General features: G+C 42.6%; 13 protein-coding genes. 6 read left to right on the top strand and 7 right to left on the bottom strand.

Annotated elements, in window-relative coordinates:
* Positions 1–21: 21 nt before the first annotated feature.
* From I2H52_RS07765 to I2H52_RS07745, 5 genes are all read right to left on the bottom strand, one after another.
* A complete protein-coding gene (locus I2H52_RS07765) occupies positions 22–1,008 on the bottom strand; it encodes a LacI family DNA-binding transcriptional regulator (protein ID WP_195594933.1) in 987 nt (328 codons plus the stop codon).
* A 9-nt stretch (positions 1,009–1,017) separates the two neighbouring features.
* Positions 1,018–1,818 carry a DUF1189 domain-containing protein gene (locus I2H52_RS07760; protein WP_002878663.1) on the bottom strand — a complete coding sequence of 267 codons (801 nt, stop codon included), beginning with the start codon at positions 1,816–1,818 and terminating at the stop codon, positions 1,018–1,020.
* A gap of 259 nt (positions 1,819–2,077) precedes the next feature.
* Positions 2,078–2,920, bottom strand: coding sequence for a sugar ABC transporter permease (locus I2H52_RS07755; RefSeq protein ID WP_001065640.1), 843 nt, complete (start codon positions 2,918–2,920; stop codon positions 2,078–2,080).
* A 1-nt stretch (position 2,921) separates the two neighbouring features.
* The gene (locus I2H52_RS07750; protein ID WP_000414941.1) at positions 2,922–4,214 is read right to left on the bottom strand and encodes a sugar ABC transporter permease; all 1,293 of its coding nucleotides are present in this window, start codon (positions 4,212–4,214) and stop codon (positions 2,922–2,924) included.
* 124 nt (positions 4,215–4,338) lie between these two features.
* Complete coding sequence (locus I2H52_RS07745; RefSeq protein ID WP_000095453.1) at positions 4,339–5,607, bottom strand: extracellular solute-binding protein; 1,269 nt, start codon at positions 5,605–5,607, stop codon at positions 4,339–4,341.
* Between the two features lie 472 nt (positions 5,608–6,079).
* Here I2H52_RS07745 and malQ point away from each other — a divergent pair, with 472 nt between their 5' ends.
* Together malQ and glgP are read left to right on the top strand one after the other, a co-directional pair.
* Positions 6,080–7,597, top strand: coding sequence for a 4-alpha-glucanotransferase (gene malQ, locus I2H52_RS07740; protein ID WP_195594932.1), 1,518 nt, complete (start codon positions 6,080–6,082; stop codon positions 7,595–7,597).
* Between the two features lie 22 nt (positions 7,598–7,619).
* Complete coding sequence (glgP, locus tag I2H52_RS07735; protein ID WP_195594931.1) at positions 7,620–9,878, top strand: glycogen/starch/alpha-glucan family phosphorylase; 2,259 nt, start codon at positions 7,620–7,622, stop codon at positions 9,876–9,878.
* 66 nt (positions 9,879–9,944) lie between these two features.
* Here glgP and I2H52_RS07730 read toward each other — a convergent pair whose 3' ends face one another.
* Together I2H52_RS07730 and tyrS are read right to left on the bottom strand one after the other, a co-directional pair.
* A complete protein-coding gene (locus tag I2H52_RS07730; RefSeq protein ID WP_195594930.1) occupies positions 9,945–10,793 on the bottom strand; it encodes a putative RNA methyltransferase in 849 nt (282 codons plus the stop codon).
* Between the two features lie 53 nt (positions 10,794–10,846).
* Entirely contained in the window at positions 10,847–12,103 is a 1,257-nt protein-coding gene (tyrS, locus tag I2H52_RS07725) for a tyrosine--tRNA ligase (RefSeq protein WP_195594929.1), read from the bottom strand.
* Positions 12,104–12,243: 140 nt separating this feature from the next.
* Between tyrS and pbp1b the strand changes: the two genes are divergently transcribed.
* From pbp1b to I2H52_RS07705, 4 genes are all read left to right on the top strand, one after another.
* Complete coding sequence (pbp1b, locus tag I2H52_RS07720; protein WP_195594928.1) at positions 12,244–14,745, top strand: penicillin-binding protein PBP1B; 2,502 nt, start codon at positions 12,244–12,246, stop codon at positions 14,743–14,745.
* Between the two features lie 76 nt (positions 14,746–14,821).
* Positions 14,822–15,733, top strand: a complete 912-nt coding sequence (locus I2H52_RS07715) for a DMT family transporter (protein WP_096422871.1) — start codon at positions 14,822–14,824, stop codon at positions 15,731–15,733.
* Positions 15,734–15,818: 85 nt separating this feature from the next.
* Positions 15,819–16,517 (top strand): 2,3,4,5-tetrahydropyridine-2,6-dicarboxylate N-acetyltransferase, encoded by a 699-nt coding sequence (gene dapD, locus I2H52_RS07710; RefSeq protein WP_061588511.1) that lies wholly within the window; start codon positions 15,819–15,821, stop codon positions 16,515–16,517.
* 59 nt (positions 16,518–16,576) lie between these two features.
* Complete coding sequence (locus I2H52_RS07705) at positions 16,577–17,707, top strand: N-acetyldiaminopimelate deacetylase (RefSeq protein WP_061588512.1); 1,131 nt, start codon at positions 16,577–16,579, stop codon at positions 17,705–17,707.
* Positions 17,708–17,710: the final 3 nt, after the last annotated feature.

Here is a 17,710-nt window from a genome sequence, read left to right as displayed (position 1 = left end):
GACCAGCCTTGAGGCTGGTCTTTATTTTTCGATAATTTTGTGCCCAATCAACTGGCGGTAACAAATCTGTTTATTGTTTTTGGCATCGTTAATAATCTGGAGAATGGTTTCAAAGGAAACGCGCCCGAGTTCTAAGCTATTGATATCCACATAGGCTGCCAAGTTCAGTTTAGGGTTGACCGAGTCAAAGCTGAGGACAGGGACATCCAGTTGGTGTTTTGCGATGTAATCACAGACCCCTGCAGCAAGAAGGCTATCAATAGTAATAATAGCATCAATATTTGGATCATGCTCGAAGAGAAGTTTACTAAAGCGATAACCATTATCTTCAAGAAATTCGGTCGCAAAGTAGGTCAGATTTGGATCAATAGGAAGTTGGTATCGTTTAAGAGCTAACTCATAACCCATTAGACGATCTTGTGTTACGAAAAGTTTTTTGGTTCCTCCGATGAAGGCAATTCGCTTGCATCCTTTTTTGATGAAATATTCTGTTGCATCAAAACCTGCCTGGACATTGTCATTATCGACGAGCGGAATGAAGGGAGATAGAGATTTACCTAAGATAAGGAAAGGAAATTGCTCATCTGCTACTAGCTTAACCAAAGGATCCTCTTCTTGGGCATAGAGGAAAATCAAACCATCTACACGCTTACCATAGACCATCTGGGAAATAGCTTTGAGCCGCTCTTTTGCATCTTTCCCCGTTGCAATCTGGATAGCATAGTGGTTCTCAGATGCCACTTGGGCGATCCCTCGTAGAACAGATGGGAAGAAAGGATTTTGGTAAAAGGCATCCGAGTCGTCAGGAAGCACCAGGCCGATAACTTGAGTATAGTTACTTACCAAGCTACGAGCATTGAGATTGGGGTGGTAGTTGAGCTCCTTCATCGCCTTGCGAACTCGTTTTTTGGTTTCATCACTAATCGTTGATTTGTTTTGAATAACGCGGGTAACAGTTGAAGGTGAGACACCTGCTGCCTTGGCCACGTCTTTAATCGTAACGGGCATAAAAATCTCCTATTTATGATAATCTGGATCACGGAAGTGTGTCTTGTAAAAAATAGTGACCAGATAAAGAACAAAAAGAATGTTTTGTACAGTGATAAGGGTTGTCATATTCTGGCCAAAAAGTCCCAAAATAAGCGTAATCAGAGTGGGTAATCCTAAACAGTTCAAGATAAAATGGTAGCACTCTTTAAAGGTCCTAAATGAAAAGAGGCGTGATCTTTTAGTGATATAAAGGAGAAAGCTAGCTCCAAGAGAGACAATGAAGAAATTCAATCCAAAGAGAAAGCTTGCACCAAGAACGAGAAAGAGACTGATATAGACCCGGTTTTGTTGATACCAGTCTTTAGAAATGGCCTGGGTAAGATCTTCCTTACTCTGGAAACTCTCCGTTTGAATCGCGTGGTAGCGAATGCGAGTCAGTTCCTTACTTTCCTTGCTGATGACGAGTTCTTCCGTATCAAAATGAAGTTGCAAGTCCTTTGGAAATTCCTTGCTTTGGCTTGGACCAATTAAAAGAGAAGGCTGATGATTCTTCGTACCTGAGTAGTTTAGCTTTCCATCAACGATTTGTGTATTCTCTGACAAGTCCATGATGGCTTCATCTGTCAGGGGTGTGTAGACATTATCGATAAAGGTATCCAGTGGATACGTTTCCTGTGAGCTGTTTTGAATGGCAATCGGAACCATAGACAAGCTGATGAGGAAAATGCTCGTAAAGAGAAGCTGAAACCAGTTGAGGCCGAAACGTTTTGATAGGGGCTTACGAAATCCCCAGATACTAGAGAAATACGAGAATGGATATGGAAGCATAGGCATCTTTCTAAAAGTGTTTTCTATATGAGTATTATTATATAGAGAAATGTGCTTTATTTCAAGTCTAGGAGATAAATTGCTTGTTGCAAGAATATTATTTACAGTAACAATTTCTAATACTCAATGAAAATCAAAGAGCAAACTAGGAAGCTAGTCGCAGGTTGCTCAAAGCACAGCTTTGAGGTTGGAGATAAAGCTGACGTGGTTTGAAGAGATTTTCGAAGAGTATAAAATGAAAAAGGGTGGCGGGGATAAATTATCCCTTGTCGCCACCACTTGTAAGTCCTGAAACAAAGTTCTTTTGTAGGAAGAAGAAGAGAATACAGATTGGAAGGGCGATGAGGATAGCACCTGCTGAGAAGTAGGCGATCTTCATGTTTTTCACATTGCTAACGAAGGTCTGGAGACCAACGGCAACAGTAAAGTATTCTTTCTCACGAAGCAAGAAACTAGAGAGGATGTAATCCCCGAAAGGTCCCATGAAGGCCCAGAGGGCTTGTACAGCCACCATTGGGCGAACGAGCGGAAGGACAATTTGCCAGAAGCGACGGAAGTGTCCTGCACCATCTAGTTTTGCAGATTCGTCAAGAGACATTGGTACGGTATCGAAGTAACCTTTCATGAGCCAAGCATTCATCGGAATACCTCCACCGACGTAGAGGAAGATGAGGAACCAGCTATGGTTAAGGGCGTTCAACATAAGCGCCATAACGAAGAAGGCGGTCAATGCGGCCATGGTTGGCACCATTTGGATAATCAAGAAGAAGACCAAACTTTGTTTACGAGCCAAGAAGTTGTAACGGCTGTAGGCATAACCAGCAAGTACGATGATACTTGTTTGAACAGCCATTGTGATAAAGGCAATAATCAAAGTATTAAGGTACCAAGTGCCATATAAGGTTTCAGTAAAGAGTCCTTTAAAGTTATCAAAATTGAAGTCGATGTTAGTATCTAGTTTAAAGGCTGCGACGTTACCTGCTTTAAAGGCTGACATGATGGTAATCAAAAGTGGATAGATAATAACAATTGATAGGCCAATCAAGTAGAGGTAAGTGAGGGTTTGAGTCAGTCTACGTTTGAGTTTGATTGAGTTATTCATCTTAGACGTCCTCCATATCAAATGCGTGTAGTTTCTTGAATGCGATCATAGAGATAGAGATGACAATGATTGAGATAATCAAGGTAACAGCTGCCGCCATAGAGTATTGAGGAGATGTACCTGTTGTCAAACGGTAAATCCATGAGATCAAGATATCAGTTGAACCGGCTCCGCCTCCAACAGTACCAGGACCTCCGCCATTAAAGAGGTACATGATAGAGAAGTTGTTAAAGTTGAAGGTGTATTGGCTGATCAATGTTGGTGCTGCAACAGCCAAAATCATAGGGAAAGTGATGTTGCGGAATTTTTGCCAAGCATTAGCACCATCGATGTAAGCCGCTTCGTAGAGGTCGTTAGGAATAGACTGCAAGATACCCAAGGTCAAAACGTAGATGTATGGGAATCCAAGCCAACCTTGCATCATAATCAAGGCAACCTTCGTCCAAGTTGGATTTGTTTTCCAAGGGATAAGAGCTCCATCTAGGAAGGGAAGGACCTTAGACAAAAGAGGCAAGACTTGGGTGTTGATGGCACCAACACTATCATTAAACATGTTTGAGAATGTCAAGATAGTGATGAAGGCTGGAACAGCCCAAGGAAGAAGGAAAATAACACCGAAGATACGTTTTCCTTTGATAAATGGTTGGTTGGCAATGATTGCTGTAAAGATACCAATGACAATCTGCAAGGTAGAAGCAGCCAAGGCCCAAATAATGGTCCAAGAAAGAACAGAACCAAAGGCTGAACGGAAGGTGCTCAAGCTCCAGATGTTCGTAAAATTGGTCAAACCAACCCAGTCCAACAATTTGTTTGGTGGCAAGTGTTGGAAGTCATAGTTGGTAAAGGCAATCATCAAGGTTACGATAACAGGGAAGATAATCGCAAATGTCATCGCTACATATGATGGGATGATTAAAAGGTATGGGAATCCATTCTCATAAATTCCTTTAATCATGTCCTTGAAGGTACGAGCTACAGGAATACCGTTATTGATACGTTTAGCAGTCGTATGTGCATCTTTGATATTAAAGATATAAAAGAGTAAGTAAACGACAACAAAGATAGAATGGAAAGCACCACGAATCAGCATAAAAAGTGAATTATCACGACCAGGTTTGTCACCAAGTGTGATCAAATTGCTCAATTCAGGGCTTGCAAGTGTTAGAAAATACAGAACAAATAAAACAGTAACACCAAGGAAAATAAAACCTTTCGCTTTTTGTTTGTTATAAATTTGTCCTAAACCAGGAATGATTGACAGCAAGGCTGCTTTGCGAGGCTGTTGTTTTTCCATGATTACTCCTTTCATAGGATGCGAGATAAAACTCGGATTCAATCGTAAGATACGTGCGTATGATAATAAGCGTATCTATAAATTCAAAGGGGGATTTTGCTTCCACCCCCCTTGAACAAATCAATTATTCACCAAATTTTTGTTTGATTGTGTCCTTAATCAATGTTACAGCATCGTTAGCAGCTGTTTTCGCATCTTTCTTACCACTTACAGCTTCAAAGAGCATTGTTTTAGCTGGGTCCCAAACAGCTGACATTTGAGAGATGTTTGGCATTGGTTGAGCATTCTTGAACTGTTCAATCACGGCTGTGGTCAACTCATCTTTTTTGCCTTCAGCATAAGTACGAGCTTCAGTATTAGCTGGGATTTCGTTTGTTACATCGTAGAACGCTTTTTGTTGTTCAGTTGAAACTAGGAAGTCTACAAATTTTTGAGCGCCTTCAAGGTTCTTAGTGCTTGCTGGGATAACCCAAGCTTTACCACCACCAAATGTTTCATAGTTTTTACCGTTTGGAAGAGTTGGGATAGTCGCAACACCGTAGTTTACTTTAGCATCTTTGAATGCTTGAGCTTTCCAAGGACCATCGATGATAGCAGCAGTTTTACCTTCTTGGAATTGAGTTTGGATTAAGTTTGGAGCTCCTTCAGTATCTTGCATACCTTTAGGCCATTTTTCGTACCAAGATTTAGCATATTCGATACCTTTGATTGCTCCGTCGTTTGCAAGTCCGATATCTTTAGGATCTTTACCGTTTTGGCCAAATACATAACCGCCATTACCAGCAAGAAGTCCGTATGCGTAGTAGAAGTTTGTCCAGTCAGCTAGGAAGGCAGTAGTTTTGCCATCTTCACCAGCGAAAGCGTATTTGCTGTCTTTAGCAAGGTTTTCCAAATCAGCAAATGTTTTAGGAGCTTCTTTAAGCAAATCTTTGTTATAGTACAAAACGAGTGATTCGATGACAGCTGGAGCACCATAGACTTTACCACCAACAGTTACAAGTGATTTTGTTTTATCGTCTGTTTTCGCACCATCGCTAAGAGTTACTTCTGAAAGTTGTCCGTCAGTACCAAGGCTACCTACACGGTCGTATGGAGCCATCATAACATCAGGGGCTTTACCAGATTGGTTGTCAAGTGAAAGGTTATCAAGACCACCCATTTGGTCACCTGTTTTGATAGTAACTTTTACGCCAGATTCTTTTTCGTAAGCTTTTGCAGCAGATTCAGCGAAGGCTTTATATTGGTCTTCAACGTAGAAAGTAAGTTCTTTTGCTTCTGAAGAGCTAGTATCAGCAGCTTTGTCAGCAGATTTGCTTCCGCAAGCTACCAAGAGCAAGCTAGCGAGAGTAGCAGTTCCGAGCACAGCAGCGCTCTTCATGAATTTAGATGACATAGTGTATTCCTCCTAAAGAATAACAGTATAATTTATTTAGAAAACGCAAACGTTTTCTTTTATGAGCCTAGTATAGCACAAATAGAAAACGGTTGCAAGCTTTTTTAAAAAGTTTTTTAAAAAAATTTTAAGGTTTCAAACATTTGTTAAAGCCTATATATAGGAAAGAACTTAAAATGTTTGTTTTTTTGAATTGAAAATATATTAGGAAAACGATTGCGTAAATTCGGCTCAGTTTTTCAGAAAATAGAGCAGATATTGGGAATGAATTATCTTAAATCAGAAAATCTTTAAAATTTTTTCGCTTATTTCATAAAATATCAGTGGGAATAAGTTTTAGTTAGATAAAAATAATTCAAAAAAATTTTTAAAAACGCTTGCATTTGTTTTTGAAATGCGTTATACTTAAATTAACGCAAACGTTTGCGCCTTGATTGCGCAACGTTTTATAACAAACATATGAGGTGCTATTATGAAAAAACGTCAAAGTGGTGTGTTGATGCACATCTCTTCTCTACCAGGAGCATACGGGATTGGATCATTTGGTCAGACTGCCTATGATTTCGTCGATTTCTTGGTTCGTACGAAGCAACGTTACTGGCAAATCCTCCCTCTTGGGACAACAAGCTATGGAGATTCTCCATACCAATCATTCTCAGCCTTTGCTGGAAATACGCATTTTATCGACCTTGATATCTTGGTAGAGCAAGGCTTGTTGGAAGCTAGTGACCTTGAAGGTGTTGACTTTGGTAGCGATGCATCTGAAGTTGATTATGCGAAGATTTACTACGCACGTCGTCCGCTTTTAGAAAAGGCAGTTAAACGCTTCTTGGAAGTGGGTGATGTCAAAGATTTTGAGAAGTTTGCTCAAGATAACCAATCTTGGCTCGAACTCTTCGCAGAGTATATGGCTATCAAAGAGCATTTTGGCAATCTTGCTTGGACAGAATGGCCAGATGCAGATGCTCGTGCGCGTAAAGCTTCAGCACTTGAAAGCTACCGTGAGAAATTGGCAGACAAGTTGGTTTACCACCGTGTGACTCAATACTTCTTCTTCCAACAATGGTTGAAATTGAAAGCCTACGCTAACGACAACCACATCGAAATTGTTGGAGACATGCCTATCTACGTTGCGGAAGATTCAAGCGACATGTGGGCAAATCCACATCTCTTCAAGACAGATGCCACTGGTAAAGCAACTTGCATCGCAGGATGCCCACCAGATGAGTTTTCTGCCACTGGTCAGCTTTGGGGAAACCCAATCTATGACTGGGAAGCAATGGACAAAGACGGTTACAAATGGTGGGTTGAACGCTTGCGCGAAAGCTTCAAAATCTACGATATCGTTCGTATCGACCACTTCCGTGGTTTCGAATCTTACTGGGAAATTCCTGCTGGTTCCGATACAGCGGCACCTGGTAAATGGGTGAAAGGTCCAGGCTACAAACTCTTCGCAGCCGTTAAGGAAGAGCTTGGTGAGCTAAACATCATCGCAGAAGACCTTGGTTTCATGACAGATGAAGTCATCGAGTTGCGTGAACGCACTGGATTCCCAGGAATGAAGATTCTTCAATTTGCCTTCAATCCAGAAGACGAAAGTATCGATAGCCCACACTTGGCACCAGCTAACTCAGTTATGTACACAGGAACACATGATAACAATACGGTCCTTGGTTGGTACCGTAATGAGATCGACGATCCAACTCGCGAGTACATGGCGCGCTACACGAACCGTAAAGAGTACGAAACAGTGCCACACGCAATGCTTCGCACAGTATTTTCATCTGTTAGCTTCATGGCAATTGCAACTATGCAAGATTTGCTAGAACTAGATGAGGCGGCTCGCATGAACTTCCCATCTACTCTTGGCGGAAATTGGTCATGGCGTATGACAGCAGACCAACTCACACCAGCTGTTGAAGAAACTTTGCTTGACTTGACTACAATTTATCGCCGAATTAATGAAAATTTGGTAGAATTAAAGAAATAAGACAATATCAGGAGACACAAAAATGTTACCATTAAAAGAATTTGTACAAAAGCGTTACAATAAAACCATTGCAGAATGTAGCAATGAAGAGCTTTACCTTGCTCTTCTCAACTACAGCAAGCTTGCTAGCAGTCAAAAACCAGTCAACACTGGTAAGAAAAAAGTTTACTACATCTCAGCTGAGTTCTTGATTGGTAAACTCTTATCAAACAACTTGATTAACCTTGGTCTTTATGACGATGTGAAAAAAGAACTTGCAGCTGCAGGTAAAGAGTTAATCGAAATCGAAGAAGTAGAATTGGAACCATCACTTGGTAACGGTGGTTTGGGACGTTTGGCTGCCTGCTTTATCGACTCAATCGCTACACTTGGTTTGAATGGTGACGGTGTTGGTTTGAACTACCACTTCGGTCTTTTCCAACAAGTTCTTAAAAATAACCAACAAGAAACAATTCCAAATGCTTGGTTGACAGAGCAAAACTGGTTGGTTCGCTCAAGCCGTAGCTACCAAGTGCCATTCGCACACTTCACATTGACATCTACTCTTTACGATATCGATGTACCTGGTTACAAGACAGCTACTAAAAACCGCTTGCGTTTGTTTGACTTGGATTCAGTTGATTCTTCTATCATCGAAGATGGTATCAACTTTGACAAGACAGATATCGCTCGCAACTTGACACTCTTCCTTTACCCAGACGACAGCGACAAGCAAGGTGAATTGCTCCGTATCTTCCAACAATACTTCATGGTTTCAAACGGTGCACAATTGATCATCGACGAAGCAATCGAAAAAGGAAGCAACTTGCATGACCTTGCGGACTATGCAGTTGTACAAATCAACGATACTCACCCATCAATGGTGATTCCTGAATTGATCCGTCTTTTGACTGCACGTGGTATCGAACTTGATGAAGCAATCTCAATCGTTCGTAGCATGACTGCCTACACTAACCACACAATCCTTGCTGAAGCCCTTGAAAAATGGCCTCTTGAATTCTTGCAAGAAGTGGTTCCTCACTTGGTACCAATCATCAAAGAATTGGACCGTCGTGTGAAAGCAGAATACAAAGACCCAGCTGTTCAAATCATTGATGAAAACGACCGTGTACACATGGCTCACATGGATATCCACTACGGATACAGTGTTAACGGGGTAGCAGCACTCCACACTGAGATCTTGAAGAATTCAGAGTTGAAAGCTTTCTACGACATCTACCCAGAAAAATTCAACAACAAAACAAACGGTATCACATTCCGTCGTTGGCTCATGCATGCCAACCCAAGACTATCTCACTACTTGGATGAGATTATTGGAGAGGGATGGCACCATGAAGCAGATGAGCTTGAAAAACTCTTGTCTTACGAAGACAAAGCAGCTGTCAAAGAAAAATTGGAAAGCATCAAGGCTCACAACAAACGTAAATTGGCTCGTCACTTGAAAGATCACCAAGGTGTGGAAATCAATACAAACTCTATCTTTGATATCCAAATCAAACGTCTTCACGAGTACAAACGCCAACAAATGAACGCTTTGTATGTCATCCACAAATACCTTGATATCAAGGCTGGTAACATCCCTGCTCGTCCAATCACAGTCTTCTTTGGTGGTAAAGCAGCTCCTGCCTACACAATCGCCCAAGACATCATTCACTTGATCCTTTGCTTGTCAGAAGTGATTGCAAATGATCCAGAAGTAGCTCCACACTTGCAAGTGGTTATGGTTGAAAACTACAACGTTACTGCAGCAAGCTTCCTCATCCCAGCATGTGATATCTCAGAACAAATCTCACTTGCTTCTAAAGAAGCTTCAGGTACTGGTAACATGAAATTCATGTTGAACGGAGCTTTGACTCTTGGTACTATGGACGGAGCTAACGTGGAAATTGCTGAGTTGGTTGGCGACGAAAATATCTACATCTTCGGTGAAGATTCAGAAACTGTTATCGACCTTTACGCAAAAGCAGCTTACAAATCAAGCGAATTCTACGCTCGTAAAGCTATCAAACCATTAGTTGACTTCATCGTGAGTGACGCTGTTCTTGCAGTAGGCAAGAAAGAACGCTTGGAACGTCTTTACAACGAATTGATCAACAAAGACTGGTTCATGACTCTCCTTGACTTGGAAGACTACATCAAAGTCAAAGAGCAAATGCTTGCTGACTACGAAGATCGTGACGCATGGTTGGATAAAGTCATCGTTAACATTTCTAAAGCAGGATTCTTCTCATCTGACCGTACAATCGCTCAGTACAACGAAGATATCTGGCACTTGAACTAATAATTACATAATTTAAACCCGCACCTCAATCAAGGGTGCGGGTTTTGTCTTATCTGAAAGTTTTAATTACTCTGCTTTCCCAACCAAAATCTCTGCTTCGATGGTAATCTCAGTCAACTGGCTCCAGTCAATCTTGGTTTGATCAACGTGAAAGAGGAGAGGCGTCATGGCAAGCAGGGCTTGGCGTTGCTCTGCTGTGATGGGTTTGGTTAGGGAAGCTATTTGGCTAGATTGGATGCTAAAATGTTCCTGGAAATGTTCTTTGATATCTTGATTAGAATAATCCTTCTTTGTCAGCTGCTCCTGCACCATTTGACGGATTTCTTTGAGGTGATTTTCAGTCGGGATGACCTTGATCAAGAACCCATCTTTGGATAAAACGCGACGAAATTCTCCATAGTTAGCAGGCGAAAAGATATCAAGCAGGATATCCATGCTGGCGTCTTTTATAGGGAGGCGAGCCAGGTCACCGACAAACCAGTTGACCGCCCAGTTGGGTTCGCTCTTGGCAGCGATTTGAACGGAATCTTTTGAAATATCAAAGGCGTAAAAGGTTTTATCAGAGTGACTTTCTTGGAGTTTACGAGAGTAGAAACCTTCACCACAACCGATATCCAATACTGTTTTTGCAGATGATTTAGTCGCTAGTAGGTCCGAGATACCTTCTAAGATAGCTTGATAAAAGCCAGCTTCTAGGATTTGTTGGCGGTTCTGGAAGTTTTCCTTGTCGTAGTTGGCCGATTGCTTGATTTGCGGAGCTAGATTGACATAGCCGAATTTTGCTAAGTCAAAAGAATGGCGATTGCTACACTTGAGACTAGTTTCGACCAAGGTCAGTTTTTCTTGGCAGATAGGGCAGGCAAAGGAGTTAGCAGTAGCAAAGCGCTGGAGTTTGGGTTTGAGGTTTGTATTCATAGTTTTAGTCTAGCAAAAAAAGGACTGGATGGCAAATGCCTCCAGTCTGTTTTTTAATATGTAAGAACGAAGTATTTTTTCTTCCCGCGGCGGATAACAGTTAGTTCGTTTTCTAATTTATCTGCGTCAGTCAAGACATAGTCAAGGTCTTGGATACGGTCGCCGTTTACGTAAATAGCTCCGTTTTGGACATCTTCACGGGCTTGGCGTTTTGAATTCACCACACCAGATGACACGAGGAGTTCCACGATATTGTGGTTTTCGTCTGTCTGTACTTGGTAGTTTGGCACTCCACGAAGTCCTTGTTTGAGTTCTTTAACAGAAAGGTTTTTGATGTTTCCAGCAAAGAGTTGCTCAGTGATGTTAAGAGCTTCTTTGTAGGCTTCTTCTCCGTGAACAAGTGTCACGACTTCACGAGCCAAGACTTTCTGAGCCAAGCGTTCGTGTGGCGCCGCTTCAAACTGTTTACGGATGTCTTCAATCTCGTCCAGTGATAAGAAGGTAAAGATCTTCAAGAAGCGAACGGCGTCAGCATCCATCACGTTCATCCAGAATTGGTACATTTCGTATGGAGAAGTCTTTTCAGGATTGAGCCAGACTGCATTTCCTTCAGATTTACCAAATTTCTTACCAGTCGCATCTGTAATCAGTGGAACAGTAATTACGTGACCAGTCTTATCAGCCTTACGACGAAGCAATTCGGTACCAGCTGTCATATTTCCCCACTGGTCAGAACCACCGATTTGTAGGGTTACGTTGTGCTCTTGGTTAAGGACGTAGAAGTCATATCCTTGCATGATTTGGTAAGCGAACTCAGTGTAAGAAATCCCTGTCTCGATCCGTTTTTTCACAGACTCCTTACTCATCATGGAGTTGACAGTGAAGTATTTTCCGACATCACGGAGGAAGTCAATGAAGCTGATGCTGCCAAACCAGTCGTAGTTGTTGACCATGACAGCTTTATTTTCCCCATTTTCAAAGTCAAGAAAACGAGAAAGTTGTCCTTGGATAGACTTGACCCAGCCCTCTACTGTGTCTTTTGTTTGGAGACTACGCTCAGCATCTTTGAAGGACGGATCTCCGATGAGACCTGTAGCACCGCCAACGAGCGCATAAGGTTTGTGACCTGCTAGTTGCAAACGGCGACTGGTCAAGATTGCGACAAGGTGACCTAGGTGAAGGCTGTCAGCAGTTGGATCGTAGCCAGTATAATAAGAAACTTGACCTTCTTCTAGGGCTTTACGCAAAGCTTCTTCATCAGTCGTTTGAAAAATCAAACCACGCTCTTTTAGCTCATCAAAAATGTGCATGTGTCTTTTCTCCTTTATAAAATATTGTTTCTACCTATTGTATCACAAACTTGATTAATAGCCTAGTGGAATAGGGAAGAAAGTGGCTATTTTATTGAAAGTTTTCCTTTTATGGTATAATAGAGAAAGCGAGGACATTCATGAAAAAAAGAATTGATGAATTAAAAACAAAAATGCTGCATTTTTTCCAGCAACTAATGCAACGAATTGCAAAATGGAAGAAAAGACTAGCAGAAAAACTAGCTGATAAGAAAACCGGTAAAAAGGGGACCTCTTCTGATAAAGTTAGAAAGGCAGGGCCTATTTTCGCTAAGATTTTGAGTGGGTTTAAAATAGTCTTTAACACTCTCTTTATCCTAGGTTTTATCGGTGGACTGTTTGGTGCTGGGGCGGCTATGGGTTATGGAGTTGCCCTATTTGACAAGGCCCAAGTTCCTCAAGCAGAAGAGTTGGTCAAGCAAGTGAAGGATATTGCCTCTATCTCAGAAATCACTTATTCTGACGGCAGTGCCATTGCCTCGATCGAGGGCGATTTGTTGCGCACTTCAGTCGCTTCAGGTGCTATTTCGGATAATCTTAAAAAGGCTATCATTGCGACAGAAGACGAGAATTTCAACGAGCACAAGGGAGTCGTGCCTAAGGCCGTTATTCGTGCGACCTTGGGAACTTTTGTCGGTCTGGGGTCATCCAGTGGTGGTTCGACCTTGACTCAGCAGGTTATCAAGCAACAAGTGGTGGGAGATGCTCCCACTCTAGCTCGTAAGGCTAAAGAAATCATTGATGCTCTAGCTTTAGAGCGAGCTATGGGTAAGGATGAGATTTTAACAACCTACCTTAACATTGCTCCTTTTGGTCGCAATCATAAAGGACAAAATATTGCAGGTGCCCAACAGGCTGCAGAAGGGATCTTTGGGGTTAAGGCTTCGGATTTAACGGTCCCTCAAGCAGCCTTTATCGCAGGATTGCCACAGAGCCCAATTAGTTACTCTCCTTATGAATCTGACGGTAGTATGAAGAGCGAGGAGGATTTGGCTCTGGGGGTCAAACGGGCTAGAGATGTTCTCTATAATATGTACCGGACAGGGGCTCTAAGTCAGGAAGATTACGACAAGTACAAGGATTATGATTTTAAGAAAGACTTCTTACCATCTGGTAGTGTCAGTGGTACTTCGCGTGACTATCTCTACTTCGCAACCTTGGCAGAAGCTACTGATCGGATGTATGACTATCTGATTCAGAGAGATAATGTTTCTGTAAAAGAGCAAAAGAATGAATCCATCCAGAAAGCTTATCGTGATTTAGCGACTAAGGAAATTGAAAATGGTGGATATAAGATTACGACGACTATTAATAAAAATGTTCATGCTGCGATGCAAAATGCGGTGGCAACCTACGGCTATCTGCTAGATGATTCGACAGGCCAGCCTGAGGTGGGGAATGTCCTCATGGACAACCAAACGGGAGCTATTCTTGGATTTGTCGGTGGTCGCAATTATCAAAAAAATCAGAATAACCATGCTATCGACACAAAACGTTCTCCTGCTTCGACTACTAAGCCGATATTGGCTTACAGTATTGCCATTGACCAAGGTCTGATGGGAAGTGCAAGTATCTTATCAAACTATCCAACCAACTTTTCAAACGGCAATCCTATCATGTATGTCAATAGTCCTGGTACAGGGATGATGACGTTAGGGGAGGCCCTCAACTACTCATGGAATATCCCAGCCTACTGGACTTATCGTACACTCCGAGAGAAGGGTGTTGATGTTAAAGGCTATATGGAAAAAATGGGTTACGAAATCCCAGAATATGGTATTGAGAGTTTACCGATGGGCGGAGGAATTGACGTTACAGTTGCTCAGCATACTAACGGATATCAGACTTTGGCCAACAACGGAGTTTACCATAAGAAACATATGATCGCGAAGATCGAGTCAACAGATGGTCGAGTGGTATACGAGCACAAGGATAAACCTGTCCAAGTTTATTCAAAAGCGACAGCGACCATCATGCAAAGTTTGCTTCGCGATGTTATCTCATCTCGGATTACCTCAAGTTTCCAGACAGACTTGGCTACCATCAATCCAAGCCTTGCTAGCGCCGACTGGATTGGAAAAACTGGTACAACCAATGAAGATGAAAATATGTGGCTTATGCTTTCTACGCCTCGCTTGACCTTGGGTGGCTGGCTAGGTCATGATGACAACCGCCCGCTAGCCAAAGGGGCGGGCCACTACCGCAATGCCAACTATATGGCCCACTTGGTTAATGCCATTCAACAAGCAAAACCTGGCATTTGGGGGAATGAGCGCTTTAATCTCGACTCAAGTGTGACCAAGTCACAAGTTCTCAAGTCGACAGGGGAGAAACCGGGCAAGGTTTCAATTAATGGCAAAGAAGTTAACGTTTCCGGTTCTACCGTAACAAGTTACTGGGCTACTAAAGAAGGAGCGCCAGTAACCACCTACCGCTTCGCTATTGGAGGAAGCGATGCAGATTATCAGAATGCGTGGAAGAATATCCTAGGAAGCATTCCTGCAGTAACTCCTCCAAGCTCAAGTAGCGGTTCGGGAACAACAAGTTCGAGTGGAAATACTCAGAGTGGCTCTTCAGGTCGTTCCCGTCTATTTAATCGATAATAAAAAAAGTAGCAAGAGGCAATTTTTCTTCTCTTAGCTACTTTTTTCTTTTTCTATTTCGTGTTACAATAAGGGAATGAATAAGTATCAAAAGAAGATTTTGAAGGGAACCTTTTATTCACTGTTCTCGGGTCTTATCTGGGGGATTTGCGGGATTTTAGGAGAGTATTTTTTCACTCATTACCCAGTATCGTCAGGTTGGATTACCTCTATGCGGTTGCTTGTGGCGGGGAGTTTGGTTTTAGGGTTATCTGCCTTTCAGTTGCGTAGCCGTTTGTTGGATATCTGGAAAGATAAGAAAAATTATCTACCTTTTTTAGCCTATGCTATTCTAGGTATTTTTTCTGTGCAGTTTTTCTTTTATCTCTGCGTTGAGTATTCCAATGCGACGACGGCGACCATTTTGCAATTTATCAGCCCTATTTTTATCCTGTTTTACAATCGAATCATTTACCAGAAGAAGGCTTCGATTACAGCTGTTTTCTATGTTTTGATTGCCATGCTAGGTGTTTTTTTGATGGCTACAAAAGGGGATTTGTCCCAGCTGTCCATGACACCTTTGGCTCTAGTAACAGGTTTGCTCAGTGCAGTAGGGGTCATGTTTAATGTTATCCTGCCTCAGCGTTTTGCACGGCGTTACGGATTTGTTCCGACTGTTGGTTGGGGGATGATTCTGGCAGGGCTCTTTAGTAATTTTCTTTACCCTATTTATCGGATAAGTTTTCAAGTGGATCTGGTAAGTGTGCTAATTTGTCTGACGATTGCCGTATTTGGAACAGCTTTTGCCTTCTTCCTGTCTATGAAGGCCGTCTCTCTCGTTTCTCCTCTCGTTGTCTCTGTAGTGAGCGCTAGCGAGCCTCTCTCTTCGGCCCTATTGAGCGTTCTCTTTCTCGGTCTGGTCCTAGATGGATTTCTAGTTTTGGCCATGATTTTGATCATCGTCCCTATGGTCTTCTTGTCTATCGAAGAAGCCAAAGAAGGGAAGTAAAGACGATTATTTTGATAGTTTAGGCTTCAAATTTGAAGCCTTTTTTGGTAGAATAGGTATCATTATAATGAACTAGGAGGCGCCTATGACTGCCACAAAAATGAATGCCCAAGAAATCATCCAATTTATCGCCAATGCAGAGAAGAAAACCAGTGTCAAAGTAACCTTTGAAGGACAACTAGCGTCTGCTGTTCCTAGCTCTGTTGTCAAATTAGGCAATGTTCTTTTTGGAGATTGGAAGGATATCGCTCCGCTTCTCGAAGGCTTGGTAGAAAATCAAGATTATGTTGTCGAACAAGATGCTCGTAATTCTGCCGTTCCTTTGTTAGATAAACGTGCTATCAATGCTCGTATCGAGCCAGGTGCTATTATCCGAGACCAAGTGGAAATTGGTGACAATGCTGTTATCATGATGGGAGCTGTTATCAATATTGGAGCAGAAATCGGTGCAGGAACCATGATTGATATGGGTGCTATCCTTGGTGGTCGTGCCATCGTTGGGAAGAACAGCCACGTTGGTGCAGGGGCAGTTTTGGCAGGTGTGATTGAACCAGCTAGTGCCGATCCAGTCCGTGTCGGGGACAATGTTCTCATCGGAGCCAATGCAGTGGTCATCGAAGGTGTCCAAATCGGTAGTGGTTCAGTTGTCGCTGCAGGAGCTATCGTGACTCAAGATGTTCCAGAAAATGTAGTGGTAGCAGGCGTTCCAGCTCGTATTATCAAAGAGATTGATGCCCAAACCCAACAAAAAACAGCGCTAGAAGATGCGCTTCGTACCTTGTAAAAATAAAAAGAGGCGGATACTTCTCCCAGCCTCTTTCTGCTATATAGGAGGACAGATAGATGTTAGATTTGATTCAGACTAGACGAGATTTACACCAAATTCCAGAGATTGGCTTGGAGGAGTTCAAGACTCAGGCTTATTTGTTGGCTGTGATTGAGAAATTGACTGCGGGCAAGGACTTTGTTCAAGTTCGTACCTGGCGGACAGGGATTTTGGTCTACCTGCAGGGAAGCCAGCCAGAGCGGACCATTGGTTGGCGGACAGATATTGATGGCCTACCTATCGTCGAACAAACGGGCCTTCCTTTTTCTTCCCAACATCACGGTCGTATGCATGCTTGTGGCCATGATTTTCACATGACCATTGCCTTGGGCTGTCTCGAACGAGCTCTTGAGGAGCAACCAAAGAATAATCTGCTTTTTCTGTTTCAACCTGCTGAAGAAAATGAAGCTGGTGGTATGCTCATGTATGAGGACGGTGCTTTTGGGGACTGGTTGCCAGACCAGTTTTATGGACTCCATGTTCGTCCAGATTTGAAAGTCGGCCAGATTGCGACCAATACCCATACACTTTTTGCAGGGACTTGTGAGGTGAAGATTCGTTTCAAAGGAAAAGGAGGACACGCAGCCTTTCCACATGAAGCCAATGACGCCTTAGTGGCCGCTAGTTACTTTGTGACCCAGGTACAGTCAGTTGTCAGCCGCAATGTCAATCCAATCGAAGGAGCAGTGGTCACCTTTGGCGTTTTTCAGGCTGGAACAACTAACAATGTCATTACAGACACAGCCTTTTTACACGGAACCATTCGAGCTTTGACTCAGGACATGAGCCTCTTGGTGCAAAAAAGAGTCAAGACAGTCGCAGAAGGTGTTGCAGCAGCCTTTGATATGGAAGTCGAAGTGGAACTCAAACAAGGAGGTTACCTGCCTGTTGAGAACAATCCAGCCTTGGCGCGTGAACTGATGACATTCTTTGAAGAAAAAGAAGGAATCGAGTTGATTGATATCGAGCCTGCTATGACAGGTGAAGATTTTGGTTACCTCCTTTCGAAGGTAGACGGTGTTATGTTCTGGCTAGGTATCGATAGTCCTTACGCCCTTCACCACCCTCAGATGAGCCCCAAGGAAGAAGCCTTAGCCATTGGGGTGGATGCGGTCTCTAGCTTTCTTCAAAAGAAGGCGGCAGAGTAGAGG

The organism is Streptococcus oralis, assembly GCF_015561235.1.
Lineage (GTDB): Bacteria > Bacillota > Bacilli > Lactobacillales > Streptococcaceae > Streptococcus > Streptococcus oralis_BK.
This window is presented reverse-complemented; position numbering and strand designations above follow the sequence as displayed.

Excerpts from the sequence above, each read along its gene's own strand:
- I2H52_RS07765 (WP_195594933.1), bottom strand. The coding sequence starts at position 1,008 with ATGCCCGTTACGATTAAAGACGTGGCCAAGGCAGCAGGTGTCTCACCT.
- I2H52_RS07760 (WP_002878663.1), bottom strand. The coding sequence starts at position 1,818 with ATGCTTCCATATCCATTCTCGTATTTCTCTAGTATCTGGGGATTTCGT.
- I2H52_RS07755 (WP_001065640.1), bottom strand. The coding sequence starts at position 2,920 with ATGAATAACTCAATCAAACTCAAACGTAGACTGACTCAAACCCTCACT.
- I2H52_RS07750 (WP_000414941.1), bottom strand. The coding sequence starts at position 4,214 with ATGGAAAAACAACAGCCTCGCAAAGCAGCCTTGCTGTCAATCATTCCT.
- I2H52_RS07745 (WP_000095453.1), bottom strand. The coding sequence starts at position 5,607 with ATGTCATCTAAATTCATGAAGAGCGCTGCTGTGCTCGGAACTGCTACT.
- malQ (WP_195594932.1), top strand. The coding sequence starts at position 6,080 with ATGAAAAAACGTCAAAGTGGTGTGTTGATGCACATCTCTTCTCTACCA.
- glgP (WP_195594931.1), top strand. The coding sequence starts at position 7,620 with ATGTTACCATTAAAAGAATTTGTACAAAAGCGTTACAATAAAACCATT.
- I2H52_RS07730 (WP_195594930.1), bottom strand. The coding sequence starts at position 10,793 with ATGAATACAAACCTCAAACCCAAACTCCAGCGCTTTGCTACTGCTAAC.
- tyrS (WP_195594929.1), bottom strand. The coding sequence starts at position 12,103 with ATGCACATTTTTGATGAGCTAAAAGAGCGTGGTTTGATTTTTCAAACG.
- pbp1b (WP_195594928.1), top strand. The coding sequence starts at position 12,244 with ATGAAAAAAAGAATTGATGAATTAAAAACAAAAATGCTGCATTTTTTC.
- I2H52_RS07715 (WP_096422871.1), top strand. The coding sequence starts at position 14,822 with ATGAATAAGTATCAAAAGAAGATTTTGAAGGGAACCTTTTATTCACTG.
- dapD (WP_061588511.1), top strand. The coding sequence starts at position 15,819 with ATGACTGCCACAAAAATGAATGCCCAAGAAATCATCCAATTTATCGCC.
- I2H52_RS07705 (WP_061588512.1), top strand. The coding sequence starts at position 16,577 with ATGTTAGATTTGATTCAGACTAGACGAGATTTACACCAAATTCCAGAG.